Raw genomic sequence first — 17,695 nt, forward strand, 5'->3', positions numbered from 1 at the left:
ACAGGGGAAAGCCGGCAAAGCTGGTGATCATCGCCATCGCAAGACGCCTGCTCGTCGCACTTAACGCCCTCCTCAGGGACAACCGGACATTCCAGCCTTGACAACCAACGACACAGTTGCTCGGGCTTGACCCGAGGGTCCATGCGGCGGGTGCCGCTGGATGCTCGGGTCGAGCCCGAGCATGACGAAAGAGAGGGGCGAGCAGTTTAACGCCGATCAGAGGCACAGCGCGATCCGCGCCTTCTTCATATCTTGATTCATCCGATTCCGGAAACGCTTTCAAGTGATTGAAATTCAAAGCATTTCCAGCGGAGTCTTCCGCGTCGGCGGCGGGAAGGCATGGTCCAGAACGGCGAGGTCGTCGTCGCTCAGATCGATATCCGTGGCGGCGCGGTTTTCCTCGACGCGGCTCTGGTTCGCGCTTTTCGGGATGGCGATCACGCCCTCGCGTTCCAGAAGGAAGGCAAGCGCGATCTGGGCCGGGGTGGCGTTCTTTTCCGCAGCGAGGGAGGCCAGCGCCGGATGCCGGAGAATGCGCCCCTGTTCGATCGGCGAATAGGCCATCACCGCGATGCCGTTCTGCTGGCAGAAGGGCAGAAGGTCGTATTCGATGCCCCGGCGCGACAGGTTGTAGAGGACTTGGTTTGCCGCGCAGTTGCCGCCGTCCGGCACGTCCAGCAGTTCCTTCATGTCGTCGGTATCGAAATTCGAAACGCCCCAGGCGCCGATATGGCCTTCCTTCTTCAGCCATTCGAAGGCGCGGACGGTTTCGCCGAGCGGATGTTCGCCGCGCCAGTGGAGCAGGTAGAGATCGATGCGGTCGGTATCCAGGCGCCGGAGGCTGCGCTCGCAGGCGGCGAGCGTGCCCTTGAAGGAGGCATTCCAGGGATAGACCTTGGACACCAGAAAGACCTCGTCACGGCGGCCGGCCATCGCCCGGCCGGTGACGATCTCCGCGCCGCCATCGGCATACATCTCGGCGGTGTCGATCAGCGTCATGCCGAGGTCCAGCCCGTGGCGAAGGCTTGCCGTTTCGGCAGGGGCATGGGCGGCGTCCTCTCCCATTCCCCAGGTGCCGAGCCCAAGGGCCGGCACGTCGCGTCCGTCCGGCAGGGTCACGGTCGGGACGGGGTCGAAACCGGTCGTGTCGGTCATGGCGTTTCCCTTCTTGCAAAAGAGCCGCGTCGCGCGGACGGGGTCGTGTAAAGCCGGACGCTGCGGGGAACCGGGAATCAGGATTTTCACGTCCTCCAACTTAGGCCTCTGCCGCCGATGTGAGAAGGGCATACGAACCGGGCGGGAGAGTGACGCGCGGCGCTTTCGGCCTGTCGCAACACTCCGGCGGGCGGATCGGGTGGACGATATGCGATTTTGATCTTCTTTCGTTCTTTTTCGGTTGCGGTTTCCGCTCGAATCCTGCCAAACCCTTCCCATGCAATTCGCACCGCAACAGGATGAAGCGCTGAAGGCCGTGTCGCGCTGGCTGAAGGAAGGCCGCTCACCGGTCTTCCGGCTTTTCGGCTATGCCGGAACCGGCAAGACGACGCTTGCGAAATATTTCGCCGAGCATGTCGACGGCGACGTGCTGTTCGCCGCCTTCACCGGCAAGGCGGCGCAGGTTCTGCGCTCGCGCGGTGCCTCGAACGCGCGCACGATCCACTCCCTGATCTACCGTCCGAAGGGGGAGGAGGAGGTCGAGGACGAGGTGACGGGCAAGACATCCGTGGCGCCGATGTTCTCGATCAACCGGCAGAGCCCGCTGGCCAAGGCGGCGCTGATCGTGATCGACGAATGCTCGATGGTGGACGAGGCCCTCGGCCGGGACCTGATGAGCTTCGGCCGGCCGATCCTCGTGCTGGGCGATCCGGGGCAGTTGCCGCCGGTTTCCGGCGGCGGGTTCTTTACCGATCATGAGCCGGATTTCCTGCTGACCGAGATTCACAGGCAGGCGCAGGACAATCCGATCATCCAGCTTGCCATGCGGGTTCGGGAAGGGCATGGCCTCGACTACGGCGATTACGGCAAGGCGAAGGTTATCGCGAAGCGCGACGTGACGCAGGATCTCGTTCTGGAGGCCGATCAGGTTCTCGTCGGCACCAACCGCACCCGGCGGCGCTACAACCAGCGGCTCCGCGAGCTGAAGGGCTTCACCGCCGCCTATCCGCAATCCGGCGACAAGCTCGTCTGCCTGCGCAACGATCCGTCCAAGGGCCTGCTGAACGGTTCCCTCTGGCAGGTCATGAGTTCCTCGAAGGAAACGATCAAGCCCGGCATCAACCTGCTGATCCGCCCGGAAGACGACGACATGGAGCGCGGCTCGGCGAAGATCAAGCTGCTCAAGGCGGCGTTCGAGGATGTGGAGACGGAAATTCCCTGGCAGACCCGGCGGCGCTACGATGAGTTCGACTATGGCTATGCCCTGACCGTCCACAAGGCCCAGGGTTCGCAGTGGAACAATGTCGTGCTGTTCGACGAGAGCTTCGCTTTCAGGGATTCGCGGGAGCGCTGGCTCTATACGGCGGTGACGCGGGCGGCGGAAACGCTGACCATCGTCCAGTGACCGGGTTTCCTGCCCGCATAAAGCATCTGCGGTGAAAACGGCATTACCTTCAATGCTCTATCTCTTTGTTTTCACGCAATTCCGGACGCAGAACGGGTTCCCGCTTTTGCTGGAATTGCTCTAATCTGAAATCAGGCCGGCGATCAGCGCCTTGGCGATGGACTGGGAGCGGTTCGCCGCGCCCAGGCGGGCGATCACGTCCTTTTCGAGGGCGTCCGCCTCGAGCGGCGTGATGGCGAAGGCGGCGGCGATACGCTCGATGCTGAGGCCGTCCGCCATCATCTTCAGGCATTGTATCTCGCGCTCGGTCAATGCCGGGTGCGTTTCATCCGCGGCCGGGTGGTCCGGCACGACCTGATTGAGCAGGTTTTCGATCTGCTGCATCTGGCGGCGTATGGTCGAAATTCCCGCTGTCAGCTCGCGCTTGCAGGACACGAGCGTATCGCGAAAGATCGCATCCGCCTGTTCCGGCGTGGCGGCCTCGTCCATCGCACCCAGCATGTCCTGAATGACGGCGACCGGCATTCCCCCTTCGCGGCAGGCGCTGACGACCGCCATGCGGGTCACGTCGTCGTGGCCGTAGACACGCATGGCGCCGGCCCGCTCGGACGAGATCAATCCCTTTTCCTCGTAGAAGTGAAGCGTGCGATGGGTGACGCCGAAAAGCTCCGCCATGTCGGCAATGGTGAGCGGTTCGGGCGGAAGCCGGTCCGGCAGGCCGATCTGCGGCATCTTGCGGGCCGAATGCAATGCTTTCGGCTCGGAAGTCCTGTCTGCGTTCAGCCGGGCTGCGTCGTCCATTTCCTCTCCTTGAAACAACGGATTAGAAATATCAAGCAACTGCAAGTTAGCACGATTCGAAATCCCCCTAGACCCCCAAGTTGTCGCAGGTCGGAATCTGCCGGGCCGTGGGTGGAAGCCCGGTTGGGGTCTCAGGCGTCGGAGCGGGGATGCATCTGGCGGCTGGCGTCGCGCAGCATGCGCAGGCTGGAATAGATGCTGCCCGGGCCATTGCCGGGAACCAGCCTGTTCTGGCAGGCGCTCGCGTTGATGAAGGCGAGGCGGGCATTGGTGTTGTTGTAGAGTTCGGTGAGCGACATGCACTGCATCAGGTCGCTGGTCAATCCGTGCTGGGCGGCGAAGCGGTAGATCTCGCCGGAAACGTGCAGGGTGGTAGAGACGAGATCGAGCGCGATAGCCTTCAGGCGGCCTGAAGAGACGTCGTCGTTCACCAGATGGGTGGTCTTGTAGATGACGTTTCCGCTGGCCGAATGCACGAGGCTCATCTCGATGCGGCCGGCGGTGTCGCTGCGTTTGACGGCCACCCGGAATTTCAGGCGGTTGTCGGCGGATGCGCCGGAGCGCCGCTCGTCCTCCGCCGACATCACCTCGACCGCCGGCTCCGTGCCACCGGCCTGGCGAATGGCCTCGCCGACCGTTCTGGCCGCCTGCTCGCTTGCGTCCCCGACGTCGATCACCACGCGCGGAAGCTCGATGCTGGGAGAGGGCTGGGGCGCCGAGGCGGCGGGGGGAGGGATGACGAGATGCCCGATATTGAAGGCGGCAAGAACGAGATTGAGCGCCGTCGCGCCGACATAGAGCATGGTGCGTATGTGCGGGCGCGGCCGGGCGGCGACGCTGGCCGGTTCGGTTTCTTCGGGCGGCATCCGGTCCAGCAGCGAAGGCGGAGGCGGACATTTGCGGCGGTTGATCCGGTATTGCGGCACGTAGCCGCCGGTGGGAATGGTGATCCGGACGAGGTCGTCCTGCCCCTCGGTTTCATAATAACGGTCCAGAAGCTTGCGCAGCTTTCCCGCCTGAACACGCACCAGCGGGTCGCTGGACGGGTCGAATTCCTCCGGGCGTCCGAAGACGTCCACGCCGATGCAGTAGCCCTTCAATGCCTGCGCACCGCCGTTCTGCTCCTTCTCCACGACATAGCCGAGGAAGCTGCGGAGCTTTTCGGAACGCGCGAAGGTCTGGCTGGCGAGGATTTTCTCCAGGCTCGCCTTTACCGCGTCTGCGCCGATGTGCAACGAATGGGTCATGGTGCCTTCTGAAATCCATCCCGGCCCGATCATCGTTTCCGAGGCGTACCGTGTGGTGCGGTACGCCGCCCCGTTTATAGACCGCGGTGGAGGAGATGCAATCCACCGCCGGAAACTCTGTGAATTCATTCTTTCCAGAATCATACTTCGCCCGGCAGAACCCCTTGCAACAAAGGCGGTTTTGGCGTTGTGTGCGCTGCGGGTCCGCCCGGCTGTTTTTACCATATGGACAAAATATCATGACCGTCGCACTTTCCGTGAACGTCAACGCCATCGCCATGCTGCGGAATCGGCGCGATCTGCCCTGGCCGGATCTGCGGGAACTCGGCCGCATCGCGCTTCAGGCCGGGGCGGCCGGGCTGACGGTGCATCCGCGCCCGGACCAGCGCCATGTCCGCTTCTGCGACCTGCCGGTGTTGCGGGCGCTGATCGATGACGAATTTCCGCAGGCGGAATTCAATGTCGAGGGCTATCCGTCCGACGATTTCATCGAGCTTTGCCGGGTGAACCAGCCGGAACAGGTGACTTTGGTGCCAGACGACCCGCGACAGGCAACGTCCGACCACGGCTGGGATTTCATCACCCATCGCGCGCTTCTGAAGGATGTCGTCGGGCGGCTCAAGGCCGGCGGCGCCCGCGTTTCCCTGTTCGCCGAAGGCGATGCCAGCCTGGAGGCGCTGGAGGCGGCGCGCGAGACCGGGGCGGACCGCATCGAGCTTTACACCGGCCCCTATGGTGGCTGTTACGGCGACGCGGAAAAGGCGCGGCGCATAGCCGAGGATCTGGGGCAGACGGCGGAACGCGCGCGTTCGCTCGGTCTCGGCGTCAATGCCGGACATGACCTGACGGTGGAAAACCTGCCGATGCTGGTCGGGCGCATTCCGTTCATCGCGGAAGTATCCATCGGCCATGCGCTGACCGCCGATGCGCTGGTTCATGGAATGGCCGAAACGGTGCGCCGTTTCCGCAAGGCCTGCGGCCAGCCGCTCTGAGCCGGTTCCATCGGGCGGACATACCCGCCTGCCGGCGGGCATGTCCGTGTAAAGCTATAGTGCAGACCAGCGCTCAGGCGAGGAATGCGGCCTTGTTTTCGGCGACGAATGTCCTGAATGCGACCGGATCCCGGCCCGTCAGTTCCTTGAAGTCGCCCGTGACCGGCTCGAAAAGCCCTTTGCGCTGGTTGACGTCGAAAGAGGCGAGGGTGAGGGCGACCGGTTCGGGGAAGCCGGCGGACTTCAGTCCCTCGACAAGCTGTTCGTCGCTGATCTGCACGACGGCGAGCGGCTTGCCGGTGATTTCGCTGACGATGGCTGCGGTTTCCGCAGCGCTGAGCGCCTCGGCGCCCGTGAGCGTATGGATCGTGTTTCCGGCCGGCGTTCTGGCAAGGCCGGCAGCGATGGCGCGGGCGCAATCTTCCCGGGCGATGTAGGGGATGCGGCCTTCGCCGGAAGCGACGAACCATTGGCCGCCCGCCAGCGCGTGCGGCAGCGCCATCAGGGTGTTTTCCTGATACCAGTCGTTGCGGAAGATGGTGTAGGCGAGGCCGCTGGCCTTGATGGCTTCTTCCGTGCCGAGGTGGTCGGGAGCGAAGCTGACGGCGGACTCGGCCGGATTCGGCAGCGAGGTGTAGAAAATGCGGGACACGCCGGCCGCACCGGCGGCGGCGATCGCTGTCTTGTGCTGCCTGAGACGGGTGCCTTCGCCGTCGAGCGCATCCGTGGAGACGATGAGCAGCTTGTCGATGCCGGCGAAAGCGGTCTTCAGGCTTTCCGGGTCGTTGAAATCGACCTTGCGGGTTTCGACGCCCTGCGCCGCGAAATCCGTCAGCTTTTCGGGGGTGCGGCTGGCGGCGACGATATCGCTCGCGGCAACCTTCTCGGTTTCCAGAAGATGCTTGACGACGAGGCCGCCGAGCTTGCCGCCGGCACCGGTGACGAGAATCCTGCCCATGATAACAAGTCCTTTCCTGACCCTGAGGTCTTCCTTTGTAGCTCTCGAAATGAGACTAAGTGTAATCTAGGAATTGACGGGGCGCTGTAAAGGAGGCAGCTTTCCGGCTCATGGTTACAGAAAGGGAACCGCGATGGATGCGCGCGCGCCGCAAGAGACGATCCGGCTGGAAATGCCGCGGGAGCTCGATTTCGACAATTGTCCCGTACGCGATGTAATGAGCCAGATCGGAGGCAAATGGTCGACGCTGATCCTGTCGGCACTGTCGGAGCGGCCCTATCGCTTCAGCGCGTTGCGGCGGCTGATCGCCGACATTTCCCAACGCATGCTGACGCAGACGCTGCGCGATCTGGAACGTGACGGGTTCATCGCGCGTACCGTCTACCCGACCAAGCCGCCGAGCGTGGAATATGCGCTGACGCCGCTCGGGCGTTCCCTGCTCCTGCCGTTGCGGGAACTGATCGTCTGGGCCGAGTGCAATCACGAGACCGTCCGCGCCGCGCGCAGGCGCTACGACGCCGGCTGATGCCAGCCTGACCTCATGCCAGGACGTCCCTCATATGGGCGGACGCGTCTCGGAAAGGTAACTCACGCTGAAAGCCTCTGTCTGGCGCGCCAACTGAACATGCCGCGCGTCAACTCCGGCATGGGAGGTCAAATGCCTTGCCGCTCCGTCTCCGGAATGGGGCCGCGTTCGTCTCAGGCGGCGACGCGGGTGGTTTCGTCGCGGAGGGCGAATTCGACGGCGGCGCGGGCGTGGATCGTGGTGGAGTCGAAGCCCGGCAGTTGCAGCGTGTCCGGGTCGAGGATCATGCAGATTTCCGTGCAGCCGAGGATGACGCTGTCCGCGCCTTCGGCCTTCGCCTTGTCGATGATCGCCATCAGTGCCCGGCGCGACGAATCGAGCACCTTTCCGGCGCAGAGTTCATCGAAGATGATGGAGTGGACCGCCGAGCGGCCGTTTTCGTCCGGCACCATCGGGTCGAGGCCGCGGCTTCGCATGCGTTCGGTGTAGAAGCCGTGCTCCATCGTATAGCGCGTGGCGAGCAGCAGCGGTCGCCGGCGTCCGGCGGCGGAAAGGGCGGCGGCGGTTTCGTCGATGATGTTGAGGAGCGGCACGGGTGCGCTTTCCGCAACCGTATCGGCGACGAGGTGCATGGTGTTGGTGCAGATCAGCAGGCATTCGGCGCCGGCGGCGTGCAGCCCGGCTCCGGCGTTCGCCAGACGTCCGGCGGCGGCCGCCCAGTCGCCGGCCTTCTGAAGGGCGACGATGTCGGCGAAATTGACCGAGTGCATCAGCACTTCCGCCGAAGCGAGGCCGCCGAGGCGCTCGCGCACCATCTCGTTGATCAGGCGGTAATAGACCGCCGAACTTTCGAAGCTCATTCCAGCAATCAGGCCGATCGTGCGCATTTCGTTCCCCTTTGCGATTTCACGTGGCCGGAATCATCGCAGGCAACGGGGCGCGATTGTTTGCATATTGGCGCATCCATTCGCGAAGTTATCGAAATAAATTGCGCATACCGGCGATGTGGCGCAAATATTACGCGTCGATTATCGAGGATGTGAGATGCTGGACGAACGCGACCGCAAGATTCTGATGGCCTTGCAGGAGGATGCGGGCCTCTCCGTGGCCGATCTGGCGGATCGGGTGGCCCTTTCGCTTTCCGCCTGTTCGCGCCGTATCCAGAAACTCGAGGAAACCGGCTACATTGCCCGGCGCATCGCCGTTCTCGACCGCGAGAAGATCGGCGTGCCGACGACGGTCTATGCGCTGGTGAAGACGGTGCATCACTCGGACGAATGGATCGAGCTTTTCCGCAAGGCGATTGCCGATATCGCCGAAATCGTCGAGGCGCACCGCCTGACGGGGCATTACGACTACATTCTCAAGCTGGTGCTGCCGCGCGTCGAGCATTACGACGTCATTTACAAGCGCCTGGTGAAGAAGGTGGAACTGTTCGACGTTTCCGCCTCGATTTCGATGGAAACCCTCAAATCGGGATTGTCGGTGCCGGTGGACTATGCGGAGTGAGCGCCGTTTCGGCCCGCCCCGCGGAAGCAGGGCGGGTCAAAAGGGCTTTGCCCTCAGTTGTCGCCGAGGAAACGGCGGCTGACGAGTTGCAGGTCGCGGCTTTCGGTGACGATGTACGTCTCTTCGACGTCACGGCCGAATTGGTCGGTAAAGGAGTGCGTTAGCGGGCTGCCGACCGGCGAGGCGGTCAGCTTGGTGGCCGGCTGGCCGTTATAGGTGATGCTGCCCGGGATCGGCTCCAGCGCGAAAGCGGAAGAGGCGGCGAAAGTGGAGGCCAGGGCGGCAGCGATAACAAGCGTTTTCATGGGATGTTTCCTCACATTCATGCAAATTGGTTTTTCGATATTCATTGCTGGCCAGCGAGTGAAATCTGGTCCTCCGGGATGCGGTTTGCAAGGGGCGAAAATGTGATTTAGTGACGATTATTTTTGTTCATCACTAAATTTGAGGTAATTTATCATTTTAAAACAATAGCTTGTGTCGTTCTTCAGTGCCGAAGTCGTGATCGTCTCTGTTTTGCGAACGATGTGTGGCACCGATGCGTCCTTGCGGAAGGCTGCCGGGCGCCTACCGCGCGCGCAGATCGATGTGCCTTGGCGGATTTCCCCGAGAAACCGGCTTGACGAAAGCCTCGTATTTCGGCATAAGAGCCCAAGAACCGTACCGTACAGTACGATAACGAGGAGCGTTCCGTGTCCGAAGATGCGATGCCCATGCAGGACTTTTCACCGCGTCAGAGCGCTGTTCTGGGGGAAGCGTTGCAATTGCTCGTCGATGGTGGCGAGAAGGCGCTGACGACGGCCGGTGTGGCCCGCGCGGCGAACTGTTCGAAGGAAAGCCTCTACAAGTGGTTCGGGGATCGTGACGGTCTTCTGGCGGCGATGATCTCCTACCAGCAGAGCAAGGTTCGCACCTTCGAGCGCGACGGCGAGCGGCTGACGGCCGAAAACCTGCGCGAACATCTCGAGATATTCGCCCGCGATCTGTTGCAGGTGCTGGCCGGCGACGTGTCGCTGGCGCTCAATCGCCTGGCCATCGGGCAGGCGAGCCGCGACGGGTCCAGGCTGGGCGTCCTTCTGCTCGAGCGCGGCCGCCGCCAGATCGACCGGCGCGCCAGGGCGCTTCTGGAGGCGGGCCGCCGGGCCGGCTTCCTGCGTTTCGACGACGCGGCGGAAGCCTATCGCACGCTTTACGGCCTCGTCGTTTCCGACTCGCATGTGCGCATGCTGCTCGGCGAGCCGGCGGAAGCCGATCTCGAAGGCCGCTCGCGCAAGGCGGTCGCCGCATTTCTGAGACTCTATGGCCGCAATATCGGCGAGGGGGAGGGTGGCCCGACCTGAGGCCGCCGTGAACACCGCCGCCCGTCGGCAGCCGACGGATGGCGTTCGAAACCGAAGACAAGATCAAACCCTAAGGGAAGGATAAAACAATGCGCGTCTATTACGATCGTGATGCCGATCTCAATCTCATCAAGTCGAAGAAGGTCGTCATCGTCGGCTACGGCTCGCAGGGCCGCGCCCACGCGCTGAACCTGAAGGATTCGGGCGCCGCCAACGTCGCCATCGCTCTCAAGGCCGGTTCCACGACGGTCAAGAAGGCCGAAGCCGACGGCTTCAAGGTCATGACCGTCGCCGAGGCCGCCGCATGGGGCGACCTGCTGATGCTGGCGACGCCGGACGAATTGCAGGCCGACATCTACAAGGGTGAGATCGCCCCGCACATCCGCGACGGCGCGGCAATCGCCTTCGCCCACGGCCTGAACGTTCATTTCGGCCTCATCGAGCCGAAGTCGACGCTCGACGTGATCATGATCGCGCCGAAGGGTCCCGGCCACACGGTTCGTGGCGAATACCAGAAGGGCGGCGGCGTGCCGTGCCTGGTCGCCGTTCACCAGAATGCGTCCGGCAATGCACTCGATCTGGCGCTCTCCTACGCATCGGGCGTCGGCGGCGGTCGCTCCGGCATCATCGAGACGAATTTCAAGGAAGAGTGCGAAACCGATCTCTTCGGCGAACAGGTCGTTCTCTGCGGCGGTCTGGTCGAACTCATCCGCGCCGGTTTCGAAACGCTGGTCGAGGCCGGCTACGCGCCGGAAATGGCCTATTTCGAATGCCTGCACGAAGTGAAGCTGATCGTCGACCTGATCTATGAAGGCGGCATCGCCAACATGAACTACTCGATCTCCAACACGGCCGAGTGGGGCGAATACGTCACCGGTCCGCGCATCATCACCGCCGAGACCAAGGCCGAGATGAAGCGCGTCCTCAACGATATCCAGACCGGCAAGTTCACCTCCGACTGGATGCAGGAGTGGAAGGCCGGCGCCGCCCGCTTCAAGGGCATTCGCCGCGTGAACGACGCGCACCAGATCGAGGAAGTCGGCGCGAAGCTGCGCGGCATGATGCCCTGGATCGGCAAGAACAAGCTCGTCGACAAGACGGTCAATTAATCTCGGCTTCACTTTCGTCACCCTCGGCTTCGAGCCGAGGGTCCACAGATGCTCGAGCCAAGCCCGAGCATTTGACGAAAAGAGAGGTGGCGGAACACCACTCCGGCTTTTGCAGGGGCGGTTCGAATTGTCAGAAGCCGGGGCGAAAATCCCGGCTTTTATAAGCTCTCGACCGATAGGTCAGTATTGTTGACTTATCGATTTGACTATGATCATCTCTCGCATTCAAAAAAATCCGAGGAAACGCCCATGCTCGACTGGGAAAACATCTTTGCGACGCGCTCCACCCGTATGCGCGCCTCTGAAATCCGCGAATTGCTGAAGCTGCTGGAGCAGCCGGACATCATTTCCTTCGCGGGCGGCATTCCCGATCCGGCGCTGTTTCCGGCGGAGGATTTCAAGACGGCCTATGCCGACATCATGACCGGTCCACAGGTCGGCTCGGCGCTGCAATATTCCGTCAGCGAGGGCTATCTGCCGCTGCGCGAATGGCTGTGTGGCGAGATGGCGAAGATCGGCGTCGCCTGCGGCACGGAGAACATCTTCATCGTTTCCGGTTCGCAGCAGGGGCTCGACTATCTCGGCAAGCTGTTCCTGTCGCCGGACGATACGGCGCTCGTTACCTGGCCGACCTATCTCGGCGCGCTTCAGGCCTTCAACGCCTATGAGCCGAATTACGACCAGTTGACGCCGAACGGTAACCGGACGCCGGAATCCTACCGCGATAACGCGGCTTCGAAGGGCGGGCGGGTCAAGTTCGCCTATCTGTCCGCCGATTTCGCCAATCCGACGGGCGAGACCGTCGACCGCGCCGGCCGCGAGAAGGTTCTGGCGCTTGCCGAGGACCTCGACATCGCGGTCATCGAAGACGCCGCCTACCAGTCCCTGCGCTACGACGGCGAGCCGGTTCCGCCGATCCTGTCGCTGGAAATCGCCGAAAAGGGCGGTATCGAGAACACCCGCACCATCTATTGCGGCAGCTTCTCCAAGACGCTGGCGCCCGGCCTGCGCGTTGGCTGGATCGTCGCCAACTCCGCAGTCATCCGCAAGCTGGTGCTGATGAAGCAGGCGGCCGACCTGCACTCGTCCACGATCAACCAGATCGCCATCGCGCATGTGGCCACCGGCGGATTCGACCGGCAGGTGGCGAAGATCAGGGCGGCCTACAGCGCCCGGCGCAACGCCATGCTTCAGGCGCTCGACCGCTACATGCCAGAAGGAACGAACTGGACGCGGCCGGAAGGCGGCATGTTCATCTGGATCACCCTGCCGGAGGGCACGGACGGGGCAGAGCTGCTGGCCAAGGCCATCGCCACGGAAAAGGTCGCCTTCGTTCCCGGCAAGGCCTTCTACGCCGACGGCAGCGGCGCCAACCACATCCGCCTGAGCTTCTCCTGTGCCGACGAGGCGACCATCGACGAAGGCATCAAGCGGCTCGGACGCCTGATCGCCGGCGAAGTCAGGGCCGCTGCCTGACATGACGGGCGGGGCCGGCCGGAAGGCGAGGCTCCGCCGCTTCATGCCGGGCACCAGACGCGGCAGACCGCTTTCCTGCGTCCTCCCGGGCCGATAGAGCGTTTCACGGAATCGCCGAACCGCTCTATCTCGTTATTTGCACGCAATTCCAGACGGAAAACCGCTGCGCACTTTTCCTGGAATTGCTCCAGGCTGACGCGAGGAGAAATGTGATTCATGTCCGTCAGGATTGCCACGTTCAACGTCGAGAATCTGATGACCCGCTTCGATTTCAGCGGGTTCCGCAACCAGTTGCGGCGCGACCGCGTGCTTCAGCTTTTCGATGTGAAGAAGGAGCTGCAATACGAGGCTCTTGAGCAGGCGCGCGTGATCGCGGCGACGGACGATACGCGCCAGCTTTCGGCGCTGGCGATCGCCGAGGCGGATGCCGACATCCTCTGCCTTCAGGAAGTGGACAACATGGCCGCCTTGTCCGCCTTCGAATACGGCTATCTGTTCCGCATGGTCGGCAACGGCTACCGCCGGAAATATCTGGTCGAGGGCAATGACAGCCGGGGTATCGACGTCGCGGTGATGATGCGCGAGGAAACCCGCGACGGCCAGAGCATCGAGGTGGTCGACGTGAAGAGCCACGCCGCGCTGACCTATCGCGACCTTGCCCTTTTCAGTCCCGGTTTCGAGATACCGGGCGCGCCGGACGACAAGATCTTCAAACGGGATTGCCTCGAACTCGATCTCCGGATCGGCGGGCAGCCCCTGACCCTGTTCGTGGTCCACTTCAAGTCGATGACCGGCAACCGCGACGGTCTCGACGGGCGCCTGTCGACCATGCAGGTGCGCGAGGCGGAAACGCGCACCGTGCGTCACATTATTGAAAACCGCTTCGGTCATGATCGCACCGACGAGGTGAAATTCGCGATCTGCGGTGACATGAACGATTATCAGGAACGTGTCGAGGTCTCGGGCGACAGGCGCAACGGCTACGTCTTCACGCCGCGCGTGGAAGAGAAAAGCGCGCTCGACGTGTTCAGCCGCGACGGTTTCGCCGTCAATCCCATGCAGCGGCGCGATCCTCTCGACCGCTGGACGCTCTATCACGCGCGCGGCCCCGAGGAACGGCATCTGTGCCAACTCGATTACATCTGGCTTTCTCCGCGTCTTGCCGAAACGAATGCGCTTCGCGTTCCCGAGGTCATCCGCGGCGGCCAGCCCTATCGCACCGTCTTTCCTCCGGGGCAGGAGGTCGAACGCTTCCCGCGCGTCGGCTGGGACCGGCCGAAAGCCTCCGACCATTGCCCCGTCGTCATGACCCTGGACCTGATATGACATCCCATCTTCCCGACACATTCGACGGCTGGCCGCCGGAAGGTGTTCTCTTTCCGGTGCAGTCCGTGAGCCTGCGGGTTCTTGACGGCGAGCATCCTTTCCACAGCGCGCAAAAAGCGGCGGCGATGGAGAACTGGCGGCACGAGGTCGCGCGCCAGCCGGCGGTCTTCGACGGGCGGATGGTGTTCCAGCATCGCGTTTCCCTCGTCGACGGCGCGATTGCCAGCGAAGCCTATGTGGTGCCCTATTCGACCTTTCTGTGGTGGCGAAGGCAACCGGTCAGGGCGGGCGGCGTCCATCTGTTCGCCTTCCCGGTTCTCGTGTCGGGTGACGGCGCGCTGATCGCCATTCGCATGAGCAAGACCACGGTGAATGCCGGGCAGGTCTATTTTGCCGCGGGTTCGCTCGACCCCAGCGATATCGTGGACGGATATTGCGACATCGAAGCCAATATGCGGCGGGAGGTCCGGGAGGAAACCGGGCTGGATCTGGACGACGGCACGGTCGTCGCCGACCCGCAGCTTTACGGCGCCCATGCCAACCGCAGCGTCACGCTCTACCGCCTCTTCCGCTTCGCCATGACCGCCGACGAACTGATCGCGGCGATCAACCGCCATGAGGATCAGGAGGGGGAGGTTGAGGAGGCCGTCGCCATCCGCTCCGCCGACCCTGCGCTTCACCGCTACAATCCGGCGATGTTGCCGCTGCTCGACTGGTTCTTCAGCGAAAAACGGTGAGAACCGGGCGCAGTTCGCGCCTGTCTTCTTGCCGCTTGCACAGGAGAAGGTAGTGTCTCGCCTTCAGGACATGCAAGGGAGATTCCCCGATGGCGCGTGAATATGCGATCTATGACGTCTTTACCGGAACGAAGCTGGCCGGCAATCCTCTGGCCGTGGTGTTCGATGCGGCGGGCCTGAGCGGCGAGGCGATGCAGGCCATCGCCGCGGAGATGAATCTTTCCGAAACCGTGTTCGTCCTGCCGCCGGACAATCCGACGCATGCGCATCGCCTGCGAATTTTCACGCCGGCAACCGAAGTGCCGTTTGCGGGGCATCCGACCGTCGGTTCGGCGGTGGCGCTGAGCGAGCGCAGGCACGGCACGCCTGATGGCGGCCTCGATCTGGTCATCATGCTCGAGGAAAAGATCGGGCCCGTTCGCGCTGCCGTGAAGCTTCAGCCCGGCAGGCCGACCTTCGCCGAATTCGACCTGCCGAAGCTTTCCGAACAGCTTCCCCTTGAACCCGATGCCGATGGCCTGGCGGCCATGCTGGGCCTTGCTCCGCGCGATATCGGTTTCGAAAACCACAAGCCGAGCCTGTGGAGCGCCGGCGTTCCGTTCCTGATCGTGCCCTTGCGCGATGTCGCCGCGGTGGGACGGATCGTTTTCGACCGCCAGATATGGGCGAGGGTTTCTCCGGCCGACAGTCTGCGCCGCGCGCCGGTCTATGCCTATTGCCGCGGCGGTATCCATCATGAGGCGAGTTTCCACGCCCGCATGTTCTCGCCGTCGATGGGCATCGCCGAAGATCCCGCGACGGGAGCGGCGGTCGCGGCCCTTTCTGGCGCCCTTCATCGTTTCGATGCGCTGCCGGACGGGTTGAACCGGCTGATGATCGAGCAGGGCGTCGAGATGGGGCGGCCGTCCCATATCCATCTTCATATCGAGGTTTTCGGCGGTGCCGTCAGCCGGGCAAGGATCGGCGGCGAGGCCGTTCCGGTCGCATCCGGCGTGCTGCACGTCTGAAGGGCGGCCATAGGCCTGCCCTGCCGCCGCCTCGTCAATGGGCCCGGTCTACAGGCTTGTCCGTCAGATCCAGCGTCAACTGCTGGCCACCGTATTTCTTCAGGATATAGACCGGTGGCCGGACCATGATCGCTTCGGCACGGCGCTGCATTTCCGCGCGCTGCGCCATCTGCCGTTCTCTCGCCGCCCTGACCTTCGCAACTTCCGCCAGCGCGTTTTCAATCGTGTGATCCATCGAGGTCATGTTCACCTCCTTGTATGTTCCTATTTTGTTCTATTTTGGGAACGATGTCAAGGGCAACATGAGAGTCGGAACGAAACGCCGAAACTGGTCGTCGGGCGTGGAAGACATTCCGATCGCGCCTGCGGTCGCGGAGCGAGGGCGATATGACGATCCGCAGCACTATTCAAACGTGCGGCGGGGCCATTTGTTCAGATTTATCGGATGGGTGTAAAAATCCGTGCGACATTTCTCGTTGCCGCGATCATGAGGATTGCGGCGGTTTCAGCGCCGTCGTTCCGAAATAAATGGTGGGTGATGTAGGGTTCGAACCTACGACCCGCTGATTAAGAGTCAGCTGCTCTACCAACTGAGCTAATCACCCACGATACCGGTGCAGTGCGGTTTCGATGCTGCTCTTTCGAGACATGCTTCGGAAAGATGGTGGGTGATGTAGGGTTCGAACCTACGACCCGCTGATTAAGAGTCAGCTGCTCTACCAACTGAGCTAATCACCCGTCATCCCGCCCGCGAGCGGTGTGAGAGGGCGTATAAGGGGCTTCGCCGGCAATGTCCAGCGCCTGTTTGAAATTTTTTCGGCAGCACGGGATCGGCCCGGCGAAGGGACGGGAAAGTTCTCCGAACGGCCGGAACCGGCGGTTGCGGCGGGGCCGACAGCGGCGGACGGTTGCGGCCGTTTTTTTCGCCAGGTTGACGTTCTTCCTGGTAAGAAGGAAAATACGGTTGGCGTTTCCGATGCGCACAGGATTGATTTTCTTCGATACGCGATAATTTGGTGCCGGTTTGCAATTCAATTCCGGGGCTTCCCGCTAGAGTGTCACCATCGAAAACGGAGGCAACCATGATTTCCAATCGCAGATCCTTTCTTGCTGCCACGCTCCTTGCGGCAGGCATGCAGTTCGCGTCCGTCGGCATCGCCCACGCCGACACGACGCTGATCAACGTCTCCTACGATCCGACCCGCGAGCTTTATCGCGAGTTCAATGCAGCTTTCGCCAAGCACTGGCAGGAAACGAAGGGCGAGAAGGTCACGATCCAGAACACGCATAGCGGCTCCGGCCAGCAGGCGCGTGCGGTGATCGACGGTCTCGACGCCGACGTCGTGACGCTCGCTCTCGAGGCGGATATCAATGCGATCGTCGAAAACGGCGGCAAGATCCGCGCCGACTGGCGCGGCACGCTCGCCAACAACAATGCTCCCTATACGTCGACCATCGTCTTCCTCGTCCGCAAGGGCAATCCGAAGGAACTGAACGACTGGGGCGATCTGGTCAAGGACGGTGTCGAGGTCATCACGCCCAATCCGAAATCCTCCGGCGGCGCCCGCTGGAACCTGCTGGCCGCGTGGGCCTGGGGGCTGAAGGAATATGGCGGCGATGTCGAAAAGACCAGCGCCTTCGTCGGCGATCTCTATCGCCATGTTCCGGTTCTCGATTCGGGCGCGCGCGGCTCCACCACGACCTTCGTGCAGCGCGGCATCGGCGACGTGCTGCTGGCCTGGGAGAACGAGGCCTTCCTCGCCATCGAGGAACTGGGTCCCGACGCGTTCGAGATCGTCGTTCCGTCGCTGTCGATCCTCGCGGAGCCGCCGGTCGCCGTCGTCGACGAGGTCGTCGACAGGAAGGGCAGCCGCGAGGTGGCGACGGCCTACCTGGAATATCTCTATTCGGATGTCGGCCAGAACCTCGCTGCCAAGCATTACTATCGCCCGTCCGAGCCGGAGGTGGTCGAGGCCGAACTGCTGGAGCGCTTTCCCAAGCTTGAACTCGTGACGATCGACGAACTGGGCGGCTGGGCCAAGGTTCAGCCGGAGTTCTTCGGCGACGGCGGCGTCTTCGACCAGATCTACAAGCCCGGGAAGTAATT

General features: G+C 62.7%; 19 protein-coding genes and 2 tRNA genes. 11 read left to right on the forward strand and 10 right to left on the reverse strand.

The genetic code is table 11. The features are described 5' to 3' along the window. Positions 1–294: 294 nt before the first annotated feature. Positions 295–1,155, reverse strand: coding sequence for an aldo/keto reductase (locus tag NOF55_RS21825; RefSeq protein WP_306413249.1), 861 nt, complete (start codon positions 1,153–1,155; stop codon positions 295–297). Between the two features lie 277 nt (positions 1,156–1,432). Here NOF55_RS21825 and NOF55_RS21830 point away from each other — a divergent pair, with 277 nt between their 5' ends. Beyond that, positions 1,433–2,560, forward strand: coding sequence for an ATP-dependent DNA helicase (locus NOF55_RS21830; RefSeq protein WP_306413250.1), 1,128 nt, complete (start codon positions 1,433–1,435; stop codon positions 2,558–2,560). A gap of 120 nt (positions 2,561–2,680) precedes the next feature. Here NOF55_RS21830 and NOF55_RS21835 read toward each other — a convergent pair whose 3' ends face one another. Then, on the reverse strand, positions 2,681–3,361 hold the full coding sequence (locus NOF55_RS21835) for a MerR family transcriptional regulator (RefSeq protein WP_306413251.1): 681 nt from the start codon (positions 3,359–3,361) through the stop codon (positions 2,681–2,683). Positions 3,362–3,492: 131 nt separating this feature from the next. Then, positions 3,493–4,608, reverse strand: coding sequence for a hypothetical protein (locus NOF55_RS21840; protein ID WP_306413252.1), 1,116 nt, complete (start codon positions 4,606–4,608; stop codon positions 3,493–3,495). 239 nt (positions 4,609–4,847) lie between these two features. Between NOF55_RS21840 and NOF55_RS21845 the strand changes: the two genes are divergently transcribed. Beyond that, the gene (locus NOF55_RS21845) at positions 4,848–5,600 is read left to right on the forward strand and encodes a pyridoxine 5'-phosphate synthase (protein WP_306413253.1); all 753 of its coding nucleotides are present in this window, start codon (positions 4,848–4,850) and stop codon (positions 5,598–5,600) included. 73 nt (positions 5,601–5,673) lie between these two features. Here the strand turns inward: NOF55_RS21845 and NOF55_RS21850 are convergent, their stop codons facing one another. Then, complete coding sequence (locus NOF55_RS21850) at positions 5,674–6,561, reverse strand: SDR family oxidoreductase (RefSeq protein WP_306413334.1); 888 nt, start codon at positions 6,559–6,561, stop codon at positions 5,674–5,676. Positions 6,562–6,691: 130 nt separating this feature from the next. Between NOF55_RS21850 and NOF55_RS21855 the strand changes: the two genes are divergently transcribed. Then, positions 6,692–7,084, forward strand: coding sequence for a winged helix-turn-helix transcriptional regulator (locus NOF55_RS21855; protein ID WP_306413254.1), 393 nt, complete (start codon positions 6,692–6,694; stop codon positions 7,082–7,084). 173 nt (positions 7,085–7,257) lie between these two features. On the opposite strand, the gene NOF55_RS21860 is transcribed toward NOF55_RS21855, so the two are convergent. Beyond that, positions 7,258–7,971 carry an aspartate/glutamate racemase family protein gene (locus NOF55_RS21860; protein ID WP_306413255.1) on the reverse strand — a complete coding sequence of 238 codons (714 nt, stop codon included), beginning with the start codon at positions 7,969–7,971 and terminating at the stop codon, positions 7,258–7,260. Between the two features lie 157 nt (positions 7,972–8,128). On the opposite strand from NOF55_RS21860, the gene NOF55_RS21865 reads away from it, so the two are divergent. Further along, the gene (locus tag NOF55_RS21865) at positions 8,129–8,593 is read left to right on the forward strand and encodes an Lrp/AsnC family transcriptional regulator (RefSeq protein ID WP_306413256.1); all 465 of its coding nucleotides are present in this window, start codon (positions 8,129–8,131) and stop codon (positions 8,591–8,593) included. A gap of 53 nt (positions 8,594–8,646) precedes the next feature. Here NOF55_RS21865 and NOF55_RS21870 read toward each other — a convergent pair whose 3' ends face one another. Then, positions 8,647–8,898 (reverse strand): hypothetical protein, encoded by a 252-nt coding sequence (locus NOF55_RS21870; protein ID WP_306413257.1) that lies wholly within the window; start codon positions 8,896–8,898, stop codon positions 8,647–8,649. Positions 8,899–9,300: 402 nt separating this feature from the next. Between NOF55_RS21870 and NOF55_RS21875 the strand changes: the two genes are divergently transcribed. From NOF55_RS21875 to NOF55_RS21900, 6 genes are all read left to right on the forward strand, one after another. After that, positions 9,301–9,933, forward strand: coding sequence for a TetR/AcrR family transcriptional regulator C-terminal domain-containing protein (locus NOF55_RS21875; protein ID WP_306413335.1), 633 nt, complete (start codon positions 9,301–9,303; stop codon positions 9,931–9,933). An 89-nt stretch (positions 9,934–10,022) separates the two neighbouring features. Continuing rightward, positions 10,023–11,042, forward strand: a complete 1,020-nt coding sequence (gene ilvC / locus NOF55_RS21880; protein ID WP_306413258.1) for a ketol-acid reductoisomerase — start codon at positions 10,023–10,025, stop codon at positions 11,040–11,042. A gap of 249 nt (positions 11,043–11,291) precedes the next feature. Beyond that, positions 11,292–12,518 carry an aminotransferase-like domain-containing protein gene (locus tag NOF55_RS21885; protein ID WP_306413259.1) on the forward strand — a complete coding sequence of 409 codons (1,227 nt, stop codon included), beginning with the start codon at positions 11,292–11,294 and terminating at the stop codon, positions 12,516–12,518. Positions 12,519–12,734: 216 nt separating this feature from the next. After that, the gene (locus tag NOF55_RS21890; RefSeq protein WP_306413260.1) at positions 12,735–13,844 is read left to right on the forward strand and encodes an endonuclease/exonuclease/phosphatase family protein; all 1,110 of its coding nucleotides are present in this window, start codon (positions 12,735–12,737) and stop codon (positions 13,842–13,844) included. Then, entirely contained in the window at positions 13,841–14,581 is a 741-nt protein-coding gene (locus NOF55_RS21895; RefSeq protein ID WP_306413261.1) for an NUDIX hydrolase, read from the forward strand. The genes NOF55_RS21890 and NOF55_RS21895 overlap by 4 nt, the downstream gene beginning before the upstream one ends. 89 nt (positions 14,582–14,670) lie before the next feature. Further along, positions 14,671–15,588: a PhzF family phenazine biosynthesis protein gene (locus NOF55_RS21900; protein ID WP_306413262.1), complete on the forward strand. Its 918-nt coding sequence runs from the start codon at positions 14,671–14,673 to the stop codon at positions 15,586–15,588. A gap of 34 nt (positions 15,589–15,622) precedes the next feature. Here NOF55_RS21900 and NOF55_RS21905 read toward each other — a convergent pair whose 3' ends face one another. The 4 genes from NOF55_RS21905 to NOF55_RS21920 form a co-directional block, all read right to left on the reverse strand. Continuing rightward, the gene (locus NOF55_RS21905; RefSeq protein WP_306413263.1) at positions 15,623–15,832 is read right to left on the reverse strand and encodes a hypothetical protein; all 210 of its coding nucleotides are present in this window, start codon (positions 15,830–15,832) and stop codon (positions 15,623–15,625) included. 285 nt (positions 15,833–16,117) lie between these two features. Further along, positions 16,118–16,193, reverse strand: a tRNA-Lys gene (locus tag NOF55_RS21910). Between the two features lie 57 nt (positions 16,194–16,250). Then, positions 16,251–16,326: transfer RNA gene (locus NOF55_RS21915), tRNA-Lys, on the reverse strand. Further along, positions 16,321–16,623 carry a hypothetical protein gene (locus NOF55_RS21920; protein WP_306413264.1) on the reverse strand — a complete coding sequence of 101 codons (303 nt, stop codon included), beginning with the start codon at positions 16,621–16,623 and terminating at the stop codon, positions 16,321–16,323. Before NOF55_RS21920 ends, NOF55_RS21915 begins: the two co-directional genes overlap by 6 nt. A gap of 47 nt (positions 16,624–16,670) precedes the next feature. Here NOF55_RS21920 and NOF55_RS21925 point away from each other — a divergent pair, with 47 nt between their 5' ends. Beyond that, positions 16,671–17,693, forward strand: a complete 1,023-nt coding sequence (locus tag NOF55_RS21925) for a sulfate ABC transporter substrate-binding protein (RefSeq protein ID WP_306413265.1) — start codon at positions 16,671–16,673, stop codon at positions 17,691–17,693. Positions 17,694–17,695 lie beyond the last annotated feature (2 nt).

The sequence above is a fragment of the Ectorhizobium quercum genome (assembly GCF_026552795.1).
In the GTDB taxonomy this organism is placed as follows: domain Bacteria; phylum Pseudomonadota; class Alphaproteobacteria; order Rhizobiales; family Rhizobiaceae; genus Ectorhizobium; species Ectorhizobium quercum.

Coding starts and splice junctions, on each gene's coding strand:
- NOF55_RS21830 (WP_306413250.1), top strand. CDS start 1,433: ATGCAATTCGCACCGCAACAGGATGAAGCGCTGAAGGCCGTGTCGCGC.
- NOF55_RS21905 (WP_306413263.1), bottom strand. CDS start 15,832: ATGACCTCGATGGATCACACGATTGAAAACGCGCTGGCGGAAGTTGCG.
- NOF55_RS21825 (WP_306413249.1), bottom strand. CDS start 1,155: ATGACCGACACGACCGGTTTCGACCCCGTCCCGACCGTGACCCTGCCG.
- ilvC (WP_306413258.1), top strand. CDS start 10,023: ATGCGCGTCTATTACGATCGTGATGCCGATCTCAATCTCATCAAGTCG.
- NOF55_RS21840 (WP_306413252.1), bottom strand. CDS start 4,608: ATGACCCATTCGTTGCACATCGGCGCAGACGCGGTAAAGGCGAGCCTG.
- NOF55_RS21845 (WP_306413253.1), top strand. CDS start 4,848: ATGACCGTCGCACTTTCCGTGAACGTCAACGCCATCGCCATGCTGCGG.
- NOF55_RS21860 (WP_306413255.1), bottom strand. CDS start 7,971: ATGCGCACGATCGGCCTGATTGCTGGAATGAGCTTCGAAAGTTCGGCG.
- NOF55_RS21900 (WP_306413262.1), top strand. CDS start 14,671: ATGGCGCGTGAATATGCGATCTATGACGTCTTTACCGGAACGAAGCTG.
- NOF55_RS21835 (WP_306413251.1), bottom strand. CDS start 3,361: ATGGACGACGCAGCCCGGCTGAACGCAGACAGGACTTCCGAGCCGAAA.
- NOF55_RS21870 (WP_306413257.1), bottom strand. CDS start 8,898: ATGAAAACGCTTGTTATCGCTGCCGCCCTGGCCTCCACTTTCGCCGCC.
- NOF55_RS21855 (WP_306413254.1), top strand. CDS start 6,692: ATGGATGCGCGCGCGCCGCAAGAGACGATCCGGCTGGAAATGCCGCGG.
- NOF55_RS21925 (WP_306413265.1), top strand. CDS start 16,671: ATGATTTCCAATCGCAGATCCTTTCTTGCTGCCACGCTCCTTGCGGCA.
- NOF55_RS21895 (WP_306413261.1), top strand. CDS start 13,841: ATGACATCCCATCTTCCCGACACATTCGACGGCTGGCCGCCGGAAGGT.
- NOF55_RS21890 (WP_306413260.1), top strand. CDS start 12,735: ATGTCCGTCAGGATTGCCACGTTCAACGTCGAGAATCTGATGACCCGC.
- NOF55_RS21885 (WP_306413259.1), top strand. CDS start 11,292: ATGCTCGACTGGGAAAACATCTTTGCGACGCGCTCCACCCGTATGCGC.
- NOF55_RS21875 (WP_306413335.1), top strand. CDS start 9,301: ATGCCCATGCAGGACTTTTCACCGCGTCAGAGCGCTGTTCTGGGGGAA.
- NOF55_RS21865 (WP_306413256.1), top strand. CDS start 8,129: ATGCTGGACGAACGCGACCGCAAGATTCTGATGGCCTTGCAGGAGGAT.